This is a genomic window from Humibacter sp. RRB41, from assembly GCF_022761015.1.
Lineage (GTDB): Bacteria > Actinomycetota > Actinomycetes > Actinomycetales > Microbacteriaceae > Humibacter.
In genome coordinates, this window is record NZ_JAKWJQ010000006.1 from 118,089 (window position 1) to 134,857 (window position 16,769).

At 68.1% G+C, this 16,769-nt stretch carries 16 protein-coding genes; 12 read left to right on the forward strand and 4 right to left on the reverse strand.

The features are described from left to right. The first annotated feature begins 25 nt into the window (after positions 1-25). The 9 genes from ligA to MJ603_RS15605 all read left to right on the forward strand — a co-directional run bounded on the left by ligA (position 26) and on the right by MJ603_RS15605 (position 11,483). A complete protein-coding gene (gene ligA, locus MJ603_RS15565; RefSeq protein ID WP_243064665.1) occupies positions 26-2,416 on the forward strand; it encodes an NAD-dependent DNA ligase LigA in 2,391 nt (796 codons plus the stop codon). Between the two features lie 18 nt (positions 2,417-2,434). Beyond that, positions 2,435-4,330, forward strand: coding sequence for an alkaline phosphatase family protein (locus tag MJ603_RS15570; RefSeq protein ID WP_243064666.1), 1,896 nt, complete (start codon positions 2,435-2,437; stop codon positions 4,328-4,330). Positions 4,331-4,469: 139 nt separating this feature from the next. Then, positions 4,470-4,769, forward strand: coding sequence for an Asp-tRNA(Asn)/Glu-tRNA(Gln) amidotransferase subunit GatC (gene gatC, locus MJ603_RS15575; RefSeq protein WP_243064667.1), 300 nt, complete (start codon positions 4,470-4,472; stop codon positions 4,767-4,769). After that, a complete protein-coding gene (gene gatA / locus MJ603_RS15580) occupies positions 4,769-6,322 on the forward strand; it encodes an Asp-tRNA(Asn)/Glu-tRNA(Gln) amidotransferase subunit GatA (RefSeq protein WP_243064668.1) in 1,554 nt (517 codons plus the stop codon). The genes gatC and gatA overlap by 1 nt, the downstream gene beginning before the upstream one ends. Further along, positions 6,322-7,818, forward strand: coding sequence for an Asp-tRNA(Asn)/Glu-tRNA(Gln) amidotransferase subunit GatB (gatB, locus tag MJ603_RS15585; RefSeq protein WP_243064669.1), 1,497 nt, complete (start codon positions 6,322-6,324; stop codon positions 7,816-7,818). The genes gatA and gatB overlap by 1 nt, the downstream gene beginning before the upstream one ends. 73 nt (positions 7,819-7,891) lie before the next feature. Then, the gene (locus tag MJ603_RS15590; RefSeq protein WP_243064670.1) at positions 7,892-8,218 is read left to right on the forward strand and encodes a YciI family protein; all 327 of its coding nucleotides are present in this window, start codon (positions 7,892-7,894) and stop codon (positions 8,216-8,218) included. 250 nt (positions 8,219-8,468) lie between these two features. Next, positions 8,469-10,064, forward strand: a complete 1,596-nt coding sequence (locus MJ603_RS15595; protein WP_243064671.1) for a methyltransferase — start codon at positions 8,469-8,471, stop codon at positions 10,062-10,064. A gap of 33 nt (positions 10,065-10,097) precedes the next feature. Further along, a complete protein-coding gene (locus MJ603_RS15600; RefSeq protein WP_243064672.1) occupies positions 10,098-10,550 on the forward strand; it encodes a DUF3054 domain-containing protein in 453 nt (150 codons plus the stop codon). Between the two features lie 30 nt (positions 10,551-10,580). Next, positions 10,581-11,483 carry an oxygenase MpaB family protein gene (locus MJ603_RS15605; RefSeq protein WP_243064673.1) on the forward strand — a complete coding sequence of 301 codons (903 nt, stop codon included), beginning with the start codon at positions 10,581-10,583 and terminating at the stop codon, positions 11,481-11,483. Positions 11,484-11,496: 13 nt separating this feature from the next. Here MJ603_RS15605 and MJ603_RS15610 read toward each other — a convergent pair whose 3' ends face one another. From MJ603_RS15610 to MJ603_RS15625, 4 genes are all read right to left on the reverse strand, one after another. Beyond that, complete coding sequence (locus tag MJ603_RS15610) at positions 11,497-12,150, reverse strand: DUF1345 domain-containing protein (RefSeq protein WP_308220608.1); 654 nt, start codon at positions 12,148-12,150, stop codon at positions 11,497-11,499. Positions 12,151-12,223: 73 nt separating this feature from the next. After that, on the reverse strand, positions 12,224-13,912 hold the full coding sequence (locus MJ603_RS15615; protein WP_243064674.1) for a long-chain-fatty-acid--CoA ligase: 1,689 nt from the start codon (positions 13,910-13,912) through the stop codon (positions 12,224-12,226). Between the two features lie 84 nt (positions 13,913-13,996). Further along, positions 13,997-14,674, reverse strand: coding sequence for a TIGR03086 family metal-binding protein (locus MJ603_RS15620; protein ID WP_243064675.1), 678 nt, complete (start codon positions 14,672-14,674; stop codon positions 13,997-13,999). A gap of 16 nt (positions 14,675-14,690) precedes the next feature. Continuing rightward, positions 14,691-15,365, reverse strand: coding sequence for an SDR family oxidoreductase (locus MJ603_RS15625; RefSeq protein ID WP_243064676.1), 675 nt, complete (start codon positions 15,363-15,365; stop codon positions 14,691-14,693). Between the two features lie 96 nt (positions 15,366-15,461). Between MJ603_RS15625 and MJ603_RS15630 the strand changes: the two genes are divergently transcribed. The 3 genes from MJ603_RS15630 to MJ603_RS15640 all read left to right on the forward strand — a co-directional run bounded on the left by MJ603_RS15630 (position 15,462) and on the right by MJ603_RS15640 (position 16,699). After that, positions 15,462-15,818 carry a hypothetical protein gene (locus MJ603_RS15630; RefSeq protein ID WP_243064677.1) on the forward strand — a complete coding sequence of 119 codons (357 nt, stop codon included), beginning with the start codon at positions 15,462-15,464 and terminating at the stop codon, positions 15,816-15,818. Beyond that, positions 15,815-15,964, forward strand: coding sequence for a hypothetical protein (locus tag MJ603_RS15635; RefSeq protein ID WP_243064678.1), 150 nt, complete (start codon positions 15,815-15,817; stop codon positions 15,962-15,964). Before MJ603_RS15630 ends, MJ603_RS15635 begins: the two co-directional genes overlap by 4 nt. A gap of 72 nt (positions 15,965-16,036) precedes the next feature. Then, the gene (locus MJ603_RS15640; protein WP_243064679.1) at positions 16,037-16,699 is read left to right on the forward strand and encodes a hypothetical protein; all 663 of its coding nucleotides are present in this window, start codon (positions 16,037-16,039) and stop codon (positions 16,697-16,699) included. Positions 16,700-16,769: the final 70 nt, after the last annotated feature.

The window sequence follows — 16,769 nt, forward strand, 5'->3', positions numbered from 1 at the left end:
CGGTGGCTGCTTCTAGGATGGCGTCGTGACGGACATTCCTGCCGACTTCGCCTCAGCCCGTGCCGAATCGGAGGTGCTGCGCGAACGCATCGAGCAGAACCGCATCGCCTACTACGGAGGCGGAAGCCTGGTCAGCGATGCCGAGTACGACGCCGACATCCATCGCCTCGAGGCGATCGAGGCGGAGTTCCCCGAGCTGATCGGCCAGGACAGCCCGACGCAGACCGTCGGCGCCGAGGTGGCATCGGCCGGCTTTCCTGAGCACCGGCACGCCGAGCGCATGCTCAGCCTCGACAACGTCTTCAGCGTCGAGGAACTGAACGACTGGGCTGTGAAGACGCAGGATGCCGCCGGCCACCCCGTCCGCTGGCTCACCGAGGTGAAGATCGACGGTCTGGCCATCAGCCTGGCGTACCGCGACGGGGAACTCGAGACGGCGACGACCCGAGGTGACGGCACGGTAGGCGAAGACATCACCGAGAACGTGGACTGGATCCCCGTGATCCCGCGGCGACTGGCCGGCACAGGATGGCCGCCGTTCTTCGAGGTGCGCGGCGAGGTGTTCCTGCGCACCGAGGACTTCGAGTTCCTCAACGAACGGCAGCACCAGTTGCAGGAGCAGTACGCGGCCGGTCAGCGTGCGAAGGGCAAACCGGACGACGAGATCAAGACCCGTTATGCGGAGTTCGCGAACGCACGCAACACGGCGGCTGGAAGTCTGCGCCAGCGGCGGGAGAACAAGTCGGACCAAGAAAAGGAGTTGATGCGCGAGCGGCAGGGGCGGCTCTCCCTGTACTTGCACGGCATCGGCGCGTGGCCGAACCCCGAGGTCTCGACGCAGTCGGAGATCTACGACCTGCTTCGCGCCTGGGGACTGCCGGTGTCGCCCTACAACCGCGTGCTCGACGATCTGGAACAGGTCGGGGCCTACATCGAGGAGATGGGGGAGCAGCGCCATTCCCTCGAGCACGAGATCGACGGCGTCGTCATCAAGGTCGACGACTTGGCGACGCACGACGAACTCGGTGCGACGAGCAGGGCGCCTCGCTGGGCGATCGCGTACAAGTACCCGCCGGAGGAGGTCTTCACGAGGCTTCTGGACATCCTCGTCGGCATCGGCCGCACCGGACGCGCGACGCCGTACGCCGTCATGGAGCCCGTGAGGGTGGCGGGCAGCACGGTGCGACAGGCGACGCTGCACAATCAGCAGGTGGTGAAGGCCAAGGGCGTGCTGATCGGCGACGTCGTCGTGCTGCGCAAGGCGGGCGACGTCATTCCCGAGATCCTCGGCGCCGTCGAGGAGCGCAGGGACGGAACCGAGCGCGAGTGGCGGATGCCCGAGTTCTGCCCGGAGTGCGGCACCCGTCTGGCTCCTGCGAAAGAGGGGGACATCGATCTGCGCTGCCCGAACGCGCGGTCATGCCCGGCCCAGGTGCGGGGTCGTGTCGAGCACATCGCGGGCCGTGGGTCGCTCGACATCGAGGCGCTCGGCGAGGTAGTCGCCGCCGCGCTCACCCAGCCGTTGCATCCGCCGACGCCGCCTCTGCCCACCGAGGCCGGACTGTTCGACCTCACGTTGGAGCGCATCTTCGACATCGAGGTGATCGTGCGCGACCACGAGACGGGGCTGCCCAAGGAGGCCGAAGACGGCGAGCCGGGCCACGACCTCACGACCGACGACGGTGTGACGATCCGGGTGCGCACGGACACGCCGTTCCGTCGGCAACGCAAGCTCACCGGAAAGGATGCCGACCCGCCCTTCGACCCGTCGGCCGAGGTCTTCGCAGGCACGCCGTCCCACGTGCCGTCGAAGACCGCGCACGACATGCTGGCGAACATCGACGCGGCGAAACAGAAGGAACTGTGGCGATTCCTCGTCGGGCTGAACATCCGGCACGTCGGCCCTGTCGCCGCTCGCGCCCTCGCGTCCTGGTTCGGGTCGCTGGATGCGATCCGCGCCGCCACCAGAGACGAACTCGCCGCGATCGACGGCGTCGGTGGCATCATCGCCGACGCGGTGCTCGACTGGTTCCAGGTTGATTGGCACCTCGAGATCCTTGAGCGGTGGACCGCGGCCGGGGTCCCGTTCGCCGTGCCGGGGCATCCTGGACCGGGCAAGGCCGATGACGAGGGCGGCCCGCTCTCGGGACTCACCGTCGTGGCGACCGGGTCGCTCGAAGGGTTCAGCAGAGAGGGAGCGGTCGAGGCGATCATCGCCGCGGGCGGAAAGTCCGCCTCCAGCGTCTCGAAGAAGACCGACTTCGTCGCAGCGGGCCCGGGCGCGGGATCCAAACTGACGAAGGCCGAAGAACTCGGCATCCCGATCCTCGACGCGGCGGGCTTCAAGCTTCTGCTCGAAGGGGGAGCGGATGCCGTGCGCCCGGCAAGCACGCGCGCAGTGAGCACAGACGAGTGACGGTGAGCGACGGTGGCGATGAGCGACGGCGACGAGGAGCACGAGAGCCAGGCAGACGCTGCGGAGGCGCCGACCGACCGTGATGCGACCGCGACGCCGTCCGACGGCACGAGTACATCGCGGCGGTCGTTCCTGAAACGGGCCGGTGTCACGGCGGCGGGCGTCGCTGCGGGCGGTGTGGTCGGCGGGGTCGTCGGTGGAGTGATCGGGGCGGCAGCCGGGCGTGCGAGCGTTCATCCCGAGATCGAGAAGGAGCTCGGGCTGCTTCCGGTCCCAGAAAAGCCCGGATTCGAACATCTCGTCGTCGTGATGTTCGAGAACAGGTCCTTCGACAACATCCTCGGGTTCCTTTACGCCGACGAGAAGCCGCCTCACGGCCAGCACTTCGAAGGCCTCGACGTGCAGAGGGACAGCAATCGCGACCCGCTCACCGGGCAGGACATTCCGGCGCACGTCTACAACGGCACCACCGATTTCGTGATGAGCCAGCCCGATCCCGACCCGGGTGAGGAGTATCCGTTCGTCAACCACCAGCTGTTCGGCACAGTCGATCCTCCGGAGAACGCGAACCGCTACTTCTGGCAGATGGAACCGCCGTACAACGCCCCACCCGTCGGCACCAAGGCGGACATGAGCGGTTTCCTGGCCAGCTACATCGACCACCTGCGCGTCGAACGGAACCACAACACGCCGCCTCTCCAGGAGTATCGGCACATGATGGGCGCGTTCGATCCGACCATGCTCCCCGTGTTCTCCACGCTCGCGCGCGAGTTCGCGGTCTACGACAACTGGCACTGCGCCGTGCCATCGCAGACGTTCTGCAACCGTTCGTTCTTCCATGCCGGCACCTCGCACGGTTTCGTGACCAACCGTGGCGGTGCGGGCTTTCGCAAGTGGTTCGATGTGAAGGACGACACCCCGACGATCTTCAACCGTCTCGAACACGCCAACCGGAGCTGGGCGATCTACTTCGACGACAACCAGTTCCTCTCGATGACGGGATTCATTCACGCGCCGGCGCTGCAGAAGTACTGGAAGACCGACCACTTCCGCACCATGACGCGGTTCCACGACGACGTGAAGAACGGAAAGCTGCCCGCCTATTCCTTCATCGAGCCGCGCATGATCTACGACCACAACGACATGCATCCGCCCGTCGGGCCGATGACGCGAACGGATGTCGACGGCACGGTGATCGAGGGCGGCGCCATTTCCGACGTGCGCGCCGGTGAAGCGCTGCTGCACCGCATCTACACCTCCATCAGGACCAGCGCGTCGCTGAAGGGATCGAACGCGATGAACACGATGTTGTTCGTCACGTTCGACGAGCACGGCGGCATCTACGATCACGTTCCGCCGCCCGCGACGGTGCCTCCTTCGAAGCACCAGGGCGCGACGGAGATGGACTTCGCGTTCGACCGGCTCGGCGTGCGTGTACCGGCGCTGGCCATCTCCGCCTGGACCGCGAGGGGCCACGTGATCAACGAGACGATGCATCACTCGAGCGTGATGGCCACGTTGGAGAAGAAATACGGGCTCGCATCGATCACCGACCGCGACAAAGGTGCACCCACCATCGACAACGCGGTCACGCTTCGCTCGCCGAGGCAGCCGGCGATGTGGCCCCAGACCCATCCGCAATGGGTTCCCCCGAACCCCGAGGCGTCAGCCCCTGTGCCGGGCGGAGACGACGATCGCCCGCTGTCGTCTCCCGGCGTCGGGCTGCTCGGCATGCTGATCGCGCACTACGGCGGAGACGAGTCGAGGGTTCCGCGCACCTACCGCGAGGCGTACGAACTCATCAAGGTGTCCGGCAAGGGCCTGTTCGGCACCGGGCCCAAGCCGGAGCAGTCGGTGCTTCCGCTGACCACTCCTGGCCCGCACACCCCGCCGCCCACGCCGTCCGAGGGCTGACCCTCCAGTTCCCTGAGCGAGCGAAGCGAGTCGAGGGGCCCGAGCGCCCGGGGCAGGGCTTGGGCACCCGGCGCGCCGAATAGACTGGAAGGCATCCCGCGACCGACGAGCACTGAGCCCGCAAACACCATGGAGACGCATGCCCGACATCAGCGCCGACCAGGTTCGGCATCTCGCCGACCTGGCACGCATCGACCTCAGCGACGCCGAGCTCACGAGCCTCACGGCCGAGCTGGCGCAGATCGTTGAATCCGTGGCAAAGGTGAGTGAGGTGGCGACACCCGACGTGCCGGCCACCAGTCACCCGATTCCGATGACCAACGTGTTCCGCGAAGACGTCGAGGTGCCGGGACTCACGGTCCAGCAGGCGCTGTCCGGCGCCCCCGACCGCGAGGGTGACTTCTTCCGAGTCCCGCCGATCCTGGGAGAAGAGGCCTGATGAGCGACCTGACCCGTCTCACAGCGTCCGCCCTCGCTGAGCAGCTCGCCTCCGGCGAGGTCTCCAGCGTGCAGGCCACGAAGGCGCACCTCGACCGCATCGCGGCGGTCGATCCCGACGTGCACGCGTTCCTGCACGTGGCATCCGATCGGGCGCTGGAGACCGCGGCCGCTGTGGATGCCCGTCGCGCGGCAGGCGAGAAGCTCGGCCCGTTGGCCGGAGTGCCGATCGCCATCAAGGACGTGCTCTGCACCTATGACATGCCCTCCACGTCGGGATCGAAGATCCTCGACGGCTGGGTGCCCCCGTACGACGCGACGGTCGTCCGCAAGCTGCGCGAGGCCGATCTCGTGCCGCTCGGCAAGACGAACATGGACGAGTTCGCGATGGGCTCGTCCACCGAGCACTCCGCGTTCGGCCCGACACACAACCCGTGGGACCTCGAGCGCATCCCAGGCGGGTCCGGAGGCGGATCGGCCGCCGCCGTCGCCTCCTTCGAAGCGCCATTGGCTCTCGGCAGCGACACCGGTGGGTCCATCCGCCAGCCGGCTGCAGTCACCGGCTCGGTCGGTGTCAAGCCGACCTACGGCGGCGTCAGCCGGTACGGCGCGATCGCGCTGGCCAGCTCGCTCGACCAGGTCGGCCCGGTCTCCCGAAGCGTGCTCGACGCCGCACTGCTGCACGACGTGATCGCCGGTCACGACCCGCTCGACTCGACGTCGCTGACCGAGCAGTGGCCGTCGATGACGGATGCCGCGCGCGCCGGACTGAAGGACGACGCATTGAAGGGCGTGCGCGTCGGCGTCGTCACAGAGATCTCAGGCAGCGGCGAGGGTTTCCAGCCGGGTGTGAAGCAGCGTTTCGACGAGACCGTCCAGCTGCTCACCGCTGCGGGAGCAGAGATCGTCGAGGTGTCGGCCCCGAGCTTCGAGTACGCGGTGGCCGCGTACTACCTGATCCTGCCTGCCGAGGCATCCAGCAACCTTGCGAGGTTCGACTCCGTGCGCTTCGGCTTGCGGGTCACGCCGCAGAGCGGTCCCGTCACGAGTGAGCGCGTGATGGCAGCGACCCGCGACGCCGGGTTCGGACCCGAGGTCAAGCGCCGCATCATTCTCGGCACCTATGCGCTGAGCGCCGGCTACTACGACGCCTACTACGGCAGCGCGCAGAAGGTGCGAACGCTCATCCAGCGCGACTTCGCCGCGGCTTTCGACAAGGCCGATGTGCTGATCAGCCCCGCTGCGCCGACCACGGCGTTCAAGCTCGGCGAGAAGATCGACGACCCGCTGGCGATGTACCTGAACGACGTCACCACGATTCCGGCGAACCTCGCCGGTGTTCCCGGGCTGGCACTCCCGGTCGGGCTCGCGCCAGAAGACGGGTTGCCGGTCGGTCTGCAGATCATGGCGCCGGCACGAGCGGATGCGCGGCTGTACACGGTGGGCGCCGCGCTCGAGCGGCTTCTCGAAGCAGGGTGGGGGCATCCGTTGCTCTCGCGGGCCCCGGTGCTGGCCGAAACCGAGATGTTCGCGAGCGAGGAGGGAGCGGTCTGATGGCGAAAGACGCCCTGATGGATTACGACAAGGCCCTCGAACTCTTCGAGCCGGTGCTCGGTTTCGAGGTGCACGTCGAACTGAACACCAAAACCAAGATGTTCTGCGGCTGCGCGAACGAATTCGGCTCCGGCGCGAACACGAACACGTGCCCGACCTGTCTCGGCCTCCCCGGTGGTCTGCCGCAGGTGAACCACAAGGCGATCGAGTCGAGCATCCGCATCGGGCTGGCGCTCGGCTGCGACGTCGCGGAGAGCTCCCGCTTCGCCCGCAAGCAGTACTTCTACCCGGACACGTCGAAGAACTTCCAAACGTCGCAGTACGACGACCCGATCGCTCACGACGGTCAGGTCACCGTCGAACTGGAGGACGGCCGCCAGGTGACGGTGCTCATCGAGCGTGCGCACATGGAAGAGGATGCCGGCAAGCTCACGCACGCCGGCGCGACCGGTCGCATCCAGGGCGCGGATTACTCGCTGGTCGACTACAACCGCGGCGGTGTTCCGCTCGTCGAGATCGTCACCAGGCTGATCGAGGGAACCGAGGCGGATGCCCCGGAGGTCGGACGCGCATACGTCGCCCACATCCGCGAACTCGTGAAGGCGCTCGGCGTCTCGAACGCGCGCATGGAGGAGGGCAACGTGCGCTGCGATGCGAACATCTCGCTGCGCCCCCGCGGCTCCGACGTGCTCGGCACACGCACGGAGACGAAGAACGTGAACTCGTTGCGTTCCGTTGAGCGTGCCGTGCGGTACGAGATCCAGCGGCAGGCGGCCATCTTGGCTGGTGGCGGCACGATCACGCAGGAGACCAGGCACTGGCACGAGGACACCGGGACGACCTCGGCAGGGCGTCCGAAGAGCGACGCCGACGACTACCGGTACTTCCCCGAGCCCGACCTGGTACCGGTCGCTCCGAGCCGCGAGTGGGTCGAGGAGTTGCGCGGCACGCTGCCCGAGCCGCCGTCCGAGCGTCGCGCCAGGCTTCGCGAGGCGTGGGGGTTCACTGCGCTCGAGCTGCAAGACGTCGTCAACGCCGATCTGCTCGACGCGGTCGAGGCGACCGTCGCAGAGGGTGCGTCGCCGGCATCCGCTCGCAAGTGGTGGACGGGGGAGATCGCCCGGGTCGCGAATTCCCGCGGCGTCGCGGCGACCAGCCTGGTCTCGCCGTTGCAGATTGCCGAGCTCGTCGCACTCATCGACAGCGGTGACCTCACCGACCGGCTCGCCCGCCAGGTGCTGGAGGGTGTCATCGAGGGCGAGGGCTCGCCCTCGAAGGTCGTCGAGTCCCGCGGCCTCAAGGTCGTTTCAGATGACGGTGCGTTGATCGCCGCCATCGATACCGCACTGGCGGCGCAGCCCGATGTGCTGGCGAAGATCCGCGACGGCAAGGTGCAGGCGGCGGGAGCGGTGATCGGGGCCGTCATGAAGGCGATGAAGGGCCAAGCGGATGCCGCGCGCGTGCGCGAACTCGTGCTGGAGCGTGCCGCGCAATAGAGTTCCGTGCATTTTGTCGGATCGGTGCGGTCTCGCGCGACGAGGGTGTGAGTGAACGACGAAAGGAACGCTCATGCGATACATGTTGCTGATCTGCACCGACCCGACGGGCGAGCCCGAGGAATCGGCCGATGTGCCCATCGACCAGTGGGTGAACGAGCTCGACGCGTCGGGCGAGCGCATCCTCGGGGAACGGCTTCCCGCAGAGGACGCGAAGGTGGTGCGCAGGCGCGGCAAGCGGCTGATCGTCACGGACGGCCCGTTCGCCGAGTCGAAGGAGCAGATCGCCGGGTTCGATCTGATCGAGGCGGAATCGTTGGAGCGCGCCCTCGAGATCGCCGCACGGCATCCGATGGCCCGTGGCGGTCTCGTCGAGGTGCGCCAGTTCTACCAGGAGTGACCATCATCCGGCCGCCCGTGCCCGACTGACCGTCCGTGCCGGCCTGCCCAGCCATCCGTGCCGGCCGGCCCCCAGCCGTCCGTGCCGGCCGGCCCCCAGCCGTCCGTGCCGGCCGGCCCCCAGCCGTCCGTGCCGGAATTCGGAGATTCGTGGCGACACGCCGCACCTCGGGTGCGACGTGCCGTATCCGATGGCAGATCTCCGAATTCCGCACCGGCGTGGGTGATCTGCAGCGTGGTTGAATGGCGGAATGCGATCAGGAGCCTCCGACGTCCACGCGGCGGAGGAGGAACTCGATCCCGTCTCGATCGCTCTCCTCCGTGAGGATCTTCGTGCCGCGGGCTACACGGTCGCCCGGCTCGAGGAGCTCTGGGGCGACGAGGCGGCCGCCGCCCTGGGCCGCGGGCACCGTACTGCTGCGAAGCGCGCGGCCCACGGTGGAGTGGAGCGAGGGGATCCGGTCGCGGTGCTGGGCGTCGCCTTCATCCTGGGTCTGTCCGTGCCGGAGCAGGCGATGGCATCCGCGCTCCCGCACCTAACGGTGGAGGGCGCCGAACGCCTCGGACTGCTCGAGAGGGCATCGGACGACCCCGGCGCGCTGATCGCCCTCATCGACCTGCGGCCGTACGCGTTCGCAGACGACCTCGGCAGCGGCGAGTGGTGGATCGCCTCCGATCTCGGCGAGCTCGCCGTCGGACACGCTCTGCGCGAGGACCACGTTCTCGGCGTCGGCGGTGCCTCCAACACGCTGAGTTCGATCATGATCCGTGACCACGTGACGACGGCCCTCGACCTGGGAACCGGATGCGGCATCCAGGCGCTGCACGCGTCCCGTCACGCCGATCGCGTGGTCGCCACCGACATCTCTGCACGAGCGCTGCGCCTTGCCGAGTTCAACGCGGTGCTGAACGACGTGCGCAACGTGGAATTCCGGTTGGGCGACATGTTCGAGCCGGTGGCAGGCGAGCGGTTCGACCAGATCGTCTCCAACCCGCCGTTCGTGATCACTCCGCGCGTGGCGGGCGTGCCCGAGTACGAGTATCGCGACGGCGGACTGGCAGGAGATGCAATCGTCCGCGACGTCGTACGTGGCGTGCGCGAGCATCTGAACCCCGGCGGGGTCGCGCAGTTCCTCGGCAACTGGGAGTACCACGGCGAGAGCGAGGCGTTCGACCGGGTACGTGAGTGGCTGGGCGACGAGTCAGCGGCGGGGGCACTGGATGCCTGGGTCGTGGAGCGCGAGCTGCAGGATGCCCCACAGTACGCCGAGACCTGGATCCGCGACGGAGGAACCCGGCAGGGCACCGCCGAATTCGAGCGGCTGACGGCTGCCTGGCTCGACGACTTCGCGGCACGCGACGTTCGCTACGTGGGGTTCGGGTACGTGACGCTCCGTCGTCCACACGACGAGCTCGTGTCGCTGCGGCGATTCGAATCCGTCGAATCGACCGGCGCTGCGGAGGGCGGGCTCGGGCCGCACCTGGCTCGCGGCCTGCGCGCGGGAGCCTGGCTGGCATCCGCAGACGACGCCGAACTGCAGGTGTCGACACTCGTCATCTGCGGTGACGTGACCGAGCAACGGCACTACTGGCCGGGCGCCGAGGACCCGACGGCGATCACGCTCGCCCAGGGTGGCGGCTTCGGGCGCACCATCGCCGTCGACACGGGCCTCGCCGCTTTCGTCGGCGCCTGCGACGGCGATCTCGCTGTGGGCGTGATCATCGGCGCACTGGCAGATCTACTGGGCGTAGACGCTGTGGAGCTCGCGGCCGACCTGCTGCCGCGCGTCCGCGAGCTCGTTTTCGTCGGCATGCTCGAGCCGCAGGGCCTCGACGCCGGCGACTGATGAGCGGGGCTGCATGTTCCTAGACTGGAGCACATGCCAGAACCCGTCCCCGGCTCGCAGCCTTCGCGTGCGCCCCTCTCATCGGGCACCATCGTGCTCGCAGCCGTGCTCGACGTGATCCTCCTGCTCGCGTTCGTGCTGATCGGCCGTGGAAGCCACGGCGAGAATGTGGTCGGTGGGGCCCTCGTGACCTTCTGGCCGTTCGCGGTGGGCCTCGTCATCGGTTGGCTGGTGTGCCTGGCGTGGAGTCGGCCGATGGTGATGTGGCCCACCGGTGTCGTGGTGTGGGTGTCCACGCTTGTGATCGGCATGATCCTGCGTGTGGTGAGCGGCCAGGGGATCGCCGTGTCGTTCGTGATCGTCGCTGCCATCGTGCTAGCCGTGTTCCTGGTCGGATGGCGTGCCGTCGCCCTGCTCGTGACGACGCTCCGGCGCAGGCGCTCAACTGCGCGGACCACGCCCGCAGTCGGCGGCACCGGCCGCTGACCGCGGCGTGCTGACCGGAACGGCCGACGGATGTCCCGACTCACCGAACCGCTGAGGGCCAGGCTGCAGGAGACCCTGAGCGGCCAGCAGACCGGCCTGCCCGACTGGATCAGCGAGTTCGAGCACGGAACAGACGCAGGATACTTCGGCCCTGGCTCGGCGGTGTGGGCCGTCAACGGCGGCATGTCGACCCTTGTCGCAGGCGTGCGCGCCCTGCTCATGCAGGCACTGCATCCCGGCGCTCTCGCCGGCGTCTACGACTGGTCTCGGTTCAGAGAGGACCCGCTCGGCCGGCTCAGCGGCACGATCCGCTGGATCTTCACCGTCAGCTACGGCGACACCACGCAGGCCGTGCACGGCTCGGAGTGGGTGAAACGTCTGCACGAGCGGGTCGTGGGCGACTACGTGGACGGGCACGGGCATCCTGCGCGGTATGCCGCCAACGACCCCGACCTGGCCAGATGGGTGCACCTGGCCTTCACCGACGCGTTCCTCTCGACGTACGAGATCTGGGGCAGCGGCGTACCTGGCGGCTCGGACGCGTACGTGGACGAGTGGGCGATCGCGGGTGAGCTGATGGGCGTCGTGGATCCGCCGCGCACGAGAGCCGAGCTCAAGGCCGCCCTGCATGGCTACGCGGATGCCGGCGAGCTGCGTTGCGACGACCACACCCGCGAGGTGGTGCGCTTCGTCCGCCGCGCGCCGCTGCGTCGCTCTCTTCGTCCGTCGTACGCGGTGCTCTTCGGTGGCGCGGTCTCATCGCTCGAACCGCGCTTCCGCGAACTTCTCGGGCTGCGGATGCCCCACCTCGGCCCCATCCAGCTGCCCGTGAGGGCGGTGACCGGGCTGGTGCTGCGCGGCGCCGGCAGCCTGCTCGGGGAACAGACGGCGGGGGAGCGGGCCGCGCGCGTGCGTTTGGAAGCGCTGGGCTGAGAGCGCACGACGATCAGAACGCGAGCCCGGCCACCAGGTTGACGACCGAGGCCAGCACCACGGTTCCGAAGACGTACGACAACAATGTGTGCCTGAGGATGACGGATCGCAGCTGCGTCGTGCTGATGTTCGTGTCCGACACCTGGAACGTCATGCCGAGGTCGAAAGCCAGGTAGGCGAAGTCGATGTACCGCGGATCCTCGTCATCGTTGAAGTCGATGCCACCGACGGGCTCGGTGTAGTAGATGCGCGCATAGCGCAGCGTGTAGAGGGTGTGCAGCAACGTCCACGACAAAGCGACGCTGAGAAGAGCCATCGTCGCACCGACGCCCTGAGCCACGCCGTGGGTCTTGCTCGTGTGGATCAGGAGCACCGCGACGGCGCCAAGGCTGGCCACCGAGAGCAGCAGGATGAGCAGCTCGCTCACCGTTCGACCCGGGTCCTCCCGGGTCGCATGCAGCTTGGTGGTGACGCCGTCGAACCTGCTGATCACGAGCCAGACCCACAGGATGTAGCTGGCGCACGCCGCCGCCCAGCCGCCGACCGGTGCGTACCACCACGATCCGCTCAGAGCGATCGCTGCACCGACGATGACGCCGACGATCAGCATCGCCAGCAGTCGTTCCCTCGACCTGTTGCGCCCCTTCGGATCCAGCGTGATGCTCACAGCACGATGCTGGCACGCGCGGCGCGTCGCTGTCCTTCCGGCGCGCCGACCCTCACGGCCGTGCGGCGGCCGATCAGCCCTCGTTCCGGCCAGCGAGGTCTGCGACCACCTGACGCCGGAGCACCTTGCCGACGATCGAGCGCGGCAGCTCCTTCACCTCGAACACCTTCCGCGGAACCTTGTACGGCGTCATGATCGTGCGCGCGTACGCCCTGATCGACTCGGCGTCGAACGGCACGCCGGGCTTCATGATCACGGCGGCGACGACATCCTCACCGCCGCGCGAGTGGGGGAGTCCCACGACCGAGACATCCGCGATGCCGTCGTAGGTGCGCAGCTCGTCCTCCACCTCGGTCGGCGACACGTTGAAGCCGCCGGTGATGATCAGCTCCTTGATGCGGTCGACGATGCGCACGAAGCCCTGGGCATCCATCGTGACGATGTCGCCGGTGCGCAGCCAGCCGTCGGCATCCAGCACCTTCGCGGTCTCCTCTGGCTTGCGCCAGTAGCCGCGGAACACCTGGGGGCCTCTGGCCTGCAGCTCGCCCTCCTCGCCTGAATCGACCACGGCACCCGTGTCGGGATCGATGACGCGCAGTTCGGTGCTGGGCAACGGCAGTCCGACCGTGCCCGCCTTGCGCGTCGAGCCGACAGGGTTCGCCATCAGCACGGGCGACGCCTCGCTGAGACCGTAACCCTCGACGAGGTAGCCTCCGGTCTGCTTCTCCCAGAGGTCGACGATCGTCTGCGGCAGACTCATTGCGCCCGAGATCGCGATCTCGATGCCGGCCAGCGAGACGTCGCGCGCCTTCGCGGCGGCGACCAGTCGCTCGTAGATCGGCGGCACGGCGGGCAGGAACGTCGCGGGGCGCTTCTTCACGACGTCGAGCACCGAATCCGGATCGAAGTTCGGAAACAGCACGAGCCGGGCGCCCATGCTCATCGCGAACGTGAGGCAGAGCGTCAGCCCGTAGGCGTGGAACAGCGGGAGCACGGCGTAGACGACGGATGTTCCGCGCGGCACGCTCGGCACCCAGGCCCGCGCCTGCGCGGCATTCGCCACCAGGTTGCCGTGGGTGAGCTCGACGCCCTTCGGCAGTCCCGTCGTGCCACTCGTGTACTGGATGAGGGCGAGGTCGTCCACCTCCGGGCGGGGAACGGATGCCTTGATCGGCTCCGCCTTCAGCAGCGAGTCCCAGCCGACGGCCCCTGTCGTCTTCGCCTGGAGCTGCGCCCTGGCGGCGCGCGACTTGGCCAGCGGAAGCCGCAGGGCGAAGCGCAGGCGCGCGGGCATGGCATCGACGATGTCGACGGCGATGATCTTCTCGAGACCGACGTCGCCAGGCAGCTCTTGCAGCGTGCCGACGACCTTGGTCCACGCGATCGCAACCGTCGCGCCATGGTCCTCGAACTGGTGGCGCATCTCGCGTGGTGTGTACAGCGGGTTGTGCTCGACGACCACGGCGCCGATCCGCAGTGCCGCGTAGAACGCGACGACGTGCTGCGGGCAGTTGGGGAGCACGAGGGCAACCCGGTCGCCGGCGCGCACGCCGAGCGCGGCGAGCCCGCCTGCCATGTGATCGATGGCGTCGCCGAGCTCACGGTACGTCGTCGTCGCGCCGAAGAACTCCAGCGCGACGTGGTCGGCGTACGTCGACACGGAGTCTTCGATCAGGTGCGGCAGAGACGCGGCCGGCGGGTCGATGTCGGCGGGAACGCCGTCAGCGTAGCTCGACAACCACGGGCGTTCGGCGCTGCTCATGAGACCAAGCGTAGGCGGACGGCGACGCCGTGCGCAGCTTCCGTTCCCGCCGCGCAGGCGCGTTGATGTGCTGGGCGCGTGGCGCTACGCGGCGAGGCGGTCGTCGCGCCCCGTGAGCGCCAGCAGACGCGACTGCAGCGATGCGTTCTCGGGTACAGGCACAGGAGACGCGAACAGTCCGCTCGCCTCGAGGGTGTCCTTCTGCGGCTCGAACACCGTCCACGCCGCGGCGACCAGCGGCTCCCCGAGCTGGTCGTCTGCGCCGATGGCGCGCGACAGATCCCACGTGTGCACGATGACGTCCGATGCCTGCTCACGCAGGTACGCGCTGGCGGGCACGATGTCGTACGAGAGGTTCACCTTCGCATCCGGAGCGACGGATGCCCATGCCCGCGTCGCCTCAGCCGAATACCTGCGCCACTCGGCGACGAGGTCGGTCCCGAGCGGCTCGAGGCGAGACCTCGCCTCGCCGACCGTTCGTCCCGCCAGCAGGAGCGGAACCCACTGCTGCTCCTCGATCACGTGCGAGACGAGCGCCCGCACATCCCACTCGTCGTCGGGGGTCGGTGCCGACCAGTCGACGACCAACCCGACGCGCTCGCCGAATGCCGCGTGCGCGCCGACTTGAACGTCCAGCCAGTCCGAGAATGACATGCCGTGTTTCCTCTGTTCCGAGTCGTGATCCCGGCCAGCGGCAGTCTCCTGCTCGCCGACCAGTGCTTGGTCGTGTGTGTTCCAGAACCTCGGATCGTGGTCGTTCATTCCGGCATGTTCCGTTCTATCCGATGTCGTTGGCGCGAGTGAGGTCGGCGAGTGCATCGCCGATGGGCGCGGTGCCCGAGACGAGATCGAACTGGGAGCGGATGGTCTCAGGACTGCGCAGCACCTCGGCGATCACCCGTGCGACGTCCTCGCGAGGGATGGCGCCGCGCTCGAGGCGCGGTGCGATGCTGACGAGGCCCGTTCCGTCGTCGAGCGTGAGAGCGCCCGGGCGCACGATCGTCCAGTCGAGCGCGGTGCGCCGCAGCTCGGCGTCGGCGTCTCGCTTGGCCGCAACGTACGCCGTCCACGACTCCGTGGCGTCCGGCGCTACCGGGTCGTCGACACCCATCGCCGAGATCTGCACGAACCGTGCAACGCCGGCGCGCTGCGCTGCGGTCTGGGACTTGATCGAGCCGCCGTAGTCGACAGTGGCCTTGCGCTCCACGCCGGAGTCTCCGCCGGCACCGGCGGCGAACACCACTGCGCCCGAGCCCGCGAACGCTGTGGCGAGAGCGTCGACATCCGCGGTCTCGATGTCGAGCAGAATGCCCTCGCCACCGAATCGGTAGATGTCGTCGGCATGATCCTCGTTGCGGACGATGCCCACGAACTCGTCTCCCTGGTCGTACAGCACCCGCATCAGCTGCTGCGCCACCTTGCCGTGTGCTCCGACGATCGCCACTCGTGTCATGACACCATCATGCTCGTCTCAGCGCCCGCTCGCAGGTCGCTCGGCACCTCATCGCACCGCATGGCCGATGCCGGGTGCGGTGGGACAATGTGACACGTGTGGAGACGACGCGAGAAGCAGAGCGCCGAACGGGCCGAGGAGATGTTCGGTGTCGGCGTGCAGGTGCATGTCATCGATGACGAACGTCAGGGCGCCACGGGCTGGGTCGGCGACCCGACAGGTGTGATCATCGCCAGCGCGACCGGGCTCGCGAACGGCGCGTTCGAGGTGCAGCGTCTCTCGGGCAGGGTGTGGATCGTCGCCTTCGACGAGCCCCAGTACCGGGTCGATGGGGCAGGGCCGTTCGACCGTGCCGAGGTTCCCGAATTCCTGCTCATGACGGCTCCGATCGCCCGCACCGAAGAGGACGATCCGGCAGCGGATCGAGCAGAGACCGCCGAGGACGAGTCGTGACCCACCTGCTCTTCTCCTGTGGCACTCTCCAGCTGCCCGCGGTGCAAGAGGCAACGTTCGGGCGACGGATGCCCATGCGCCGCGCCGTGCTGCCGGGCCACGTGCTCGACACGGTCGCCATCGACGGGGCGAGCACCCTCGACTAGTACGCAGCCCTCCTGCAAGGTGCTCGGGCGTTTTCCCTCGCCGATGTCGGTCCCCGCTTCTAAGCTGGAGACATGCTCGTGGAGGGCACCCTTCGCTGGCGGGTCACGGAAGACTGCCCGTTGGACCTGCTGGTCGCACTGTGCCTTCGCGACCTCGCCGGGTTGGAGCATGTCGGTGATCCGCCGCTTCCTGCCGTCGTGCCGGCAGTGCAGCATGAGCCGGCTGCTCAGCGGATGCTCGCCGTTGCGCCTCGCAGTACATGGGCACCGACTCCTGGCGGCGTGAACAGCGCGGACCCGTCGGTGCTCGGTGAGGAGTGGGCGAGGTGGTGGCGCCGCGCGGTGATCAGGATGAACGCCGTCGCCTCGTGGAGCACACTCTTCGTCCCGCCGCACTTCGCAGCGTTCGACCGCGAATTGGCGCTTCAGGATCTCGTGATCGAACGCTTCGCGGATGCCATCGCCTGGTCCAACGCGAGGCGTGCGGAATACATCGCCGACGACCTCGCCCATCGCATGGAGTACTCGGACGCGATCGTCGACGTCGTCCGCAGCCGTGAGCACGAGCTGCGCCGGCAGGCGGGATCCTTCCGTCTCGACATCGAGGCGCTGCCGCTCGCGGAGAAGGGCGCGTGGGTGGTCGGACCCGACACGGTCGTCATCAGCTGGAGCCTGCGCGACGATCGCGCCGCTTTCCGCGAATGGTTCGAACCCCTCGTCGCAGCCCTCGTCTAGCGTCCTCGCGCTGCCATGCCGGGCATCGCCCGCAGCCGTTTCGAGCAATTACAGCCACTTCTGCTGGCTG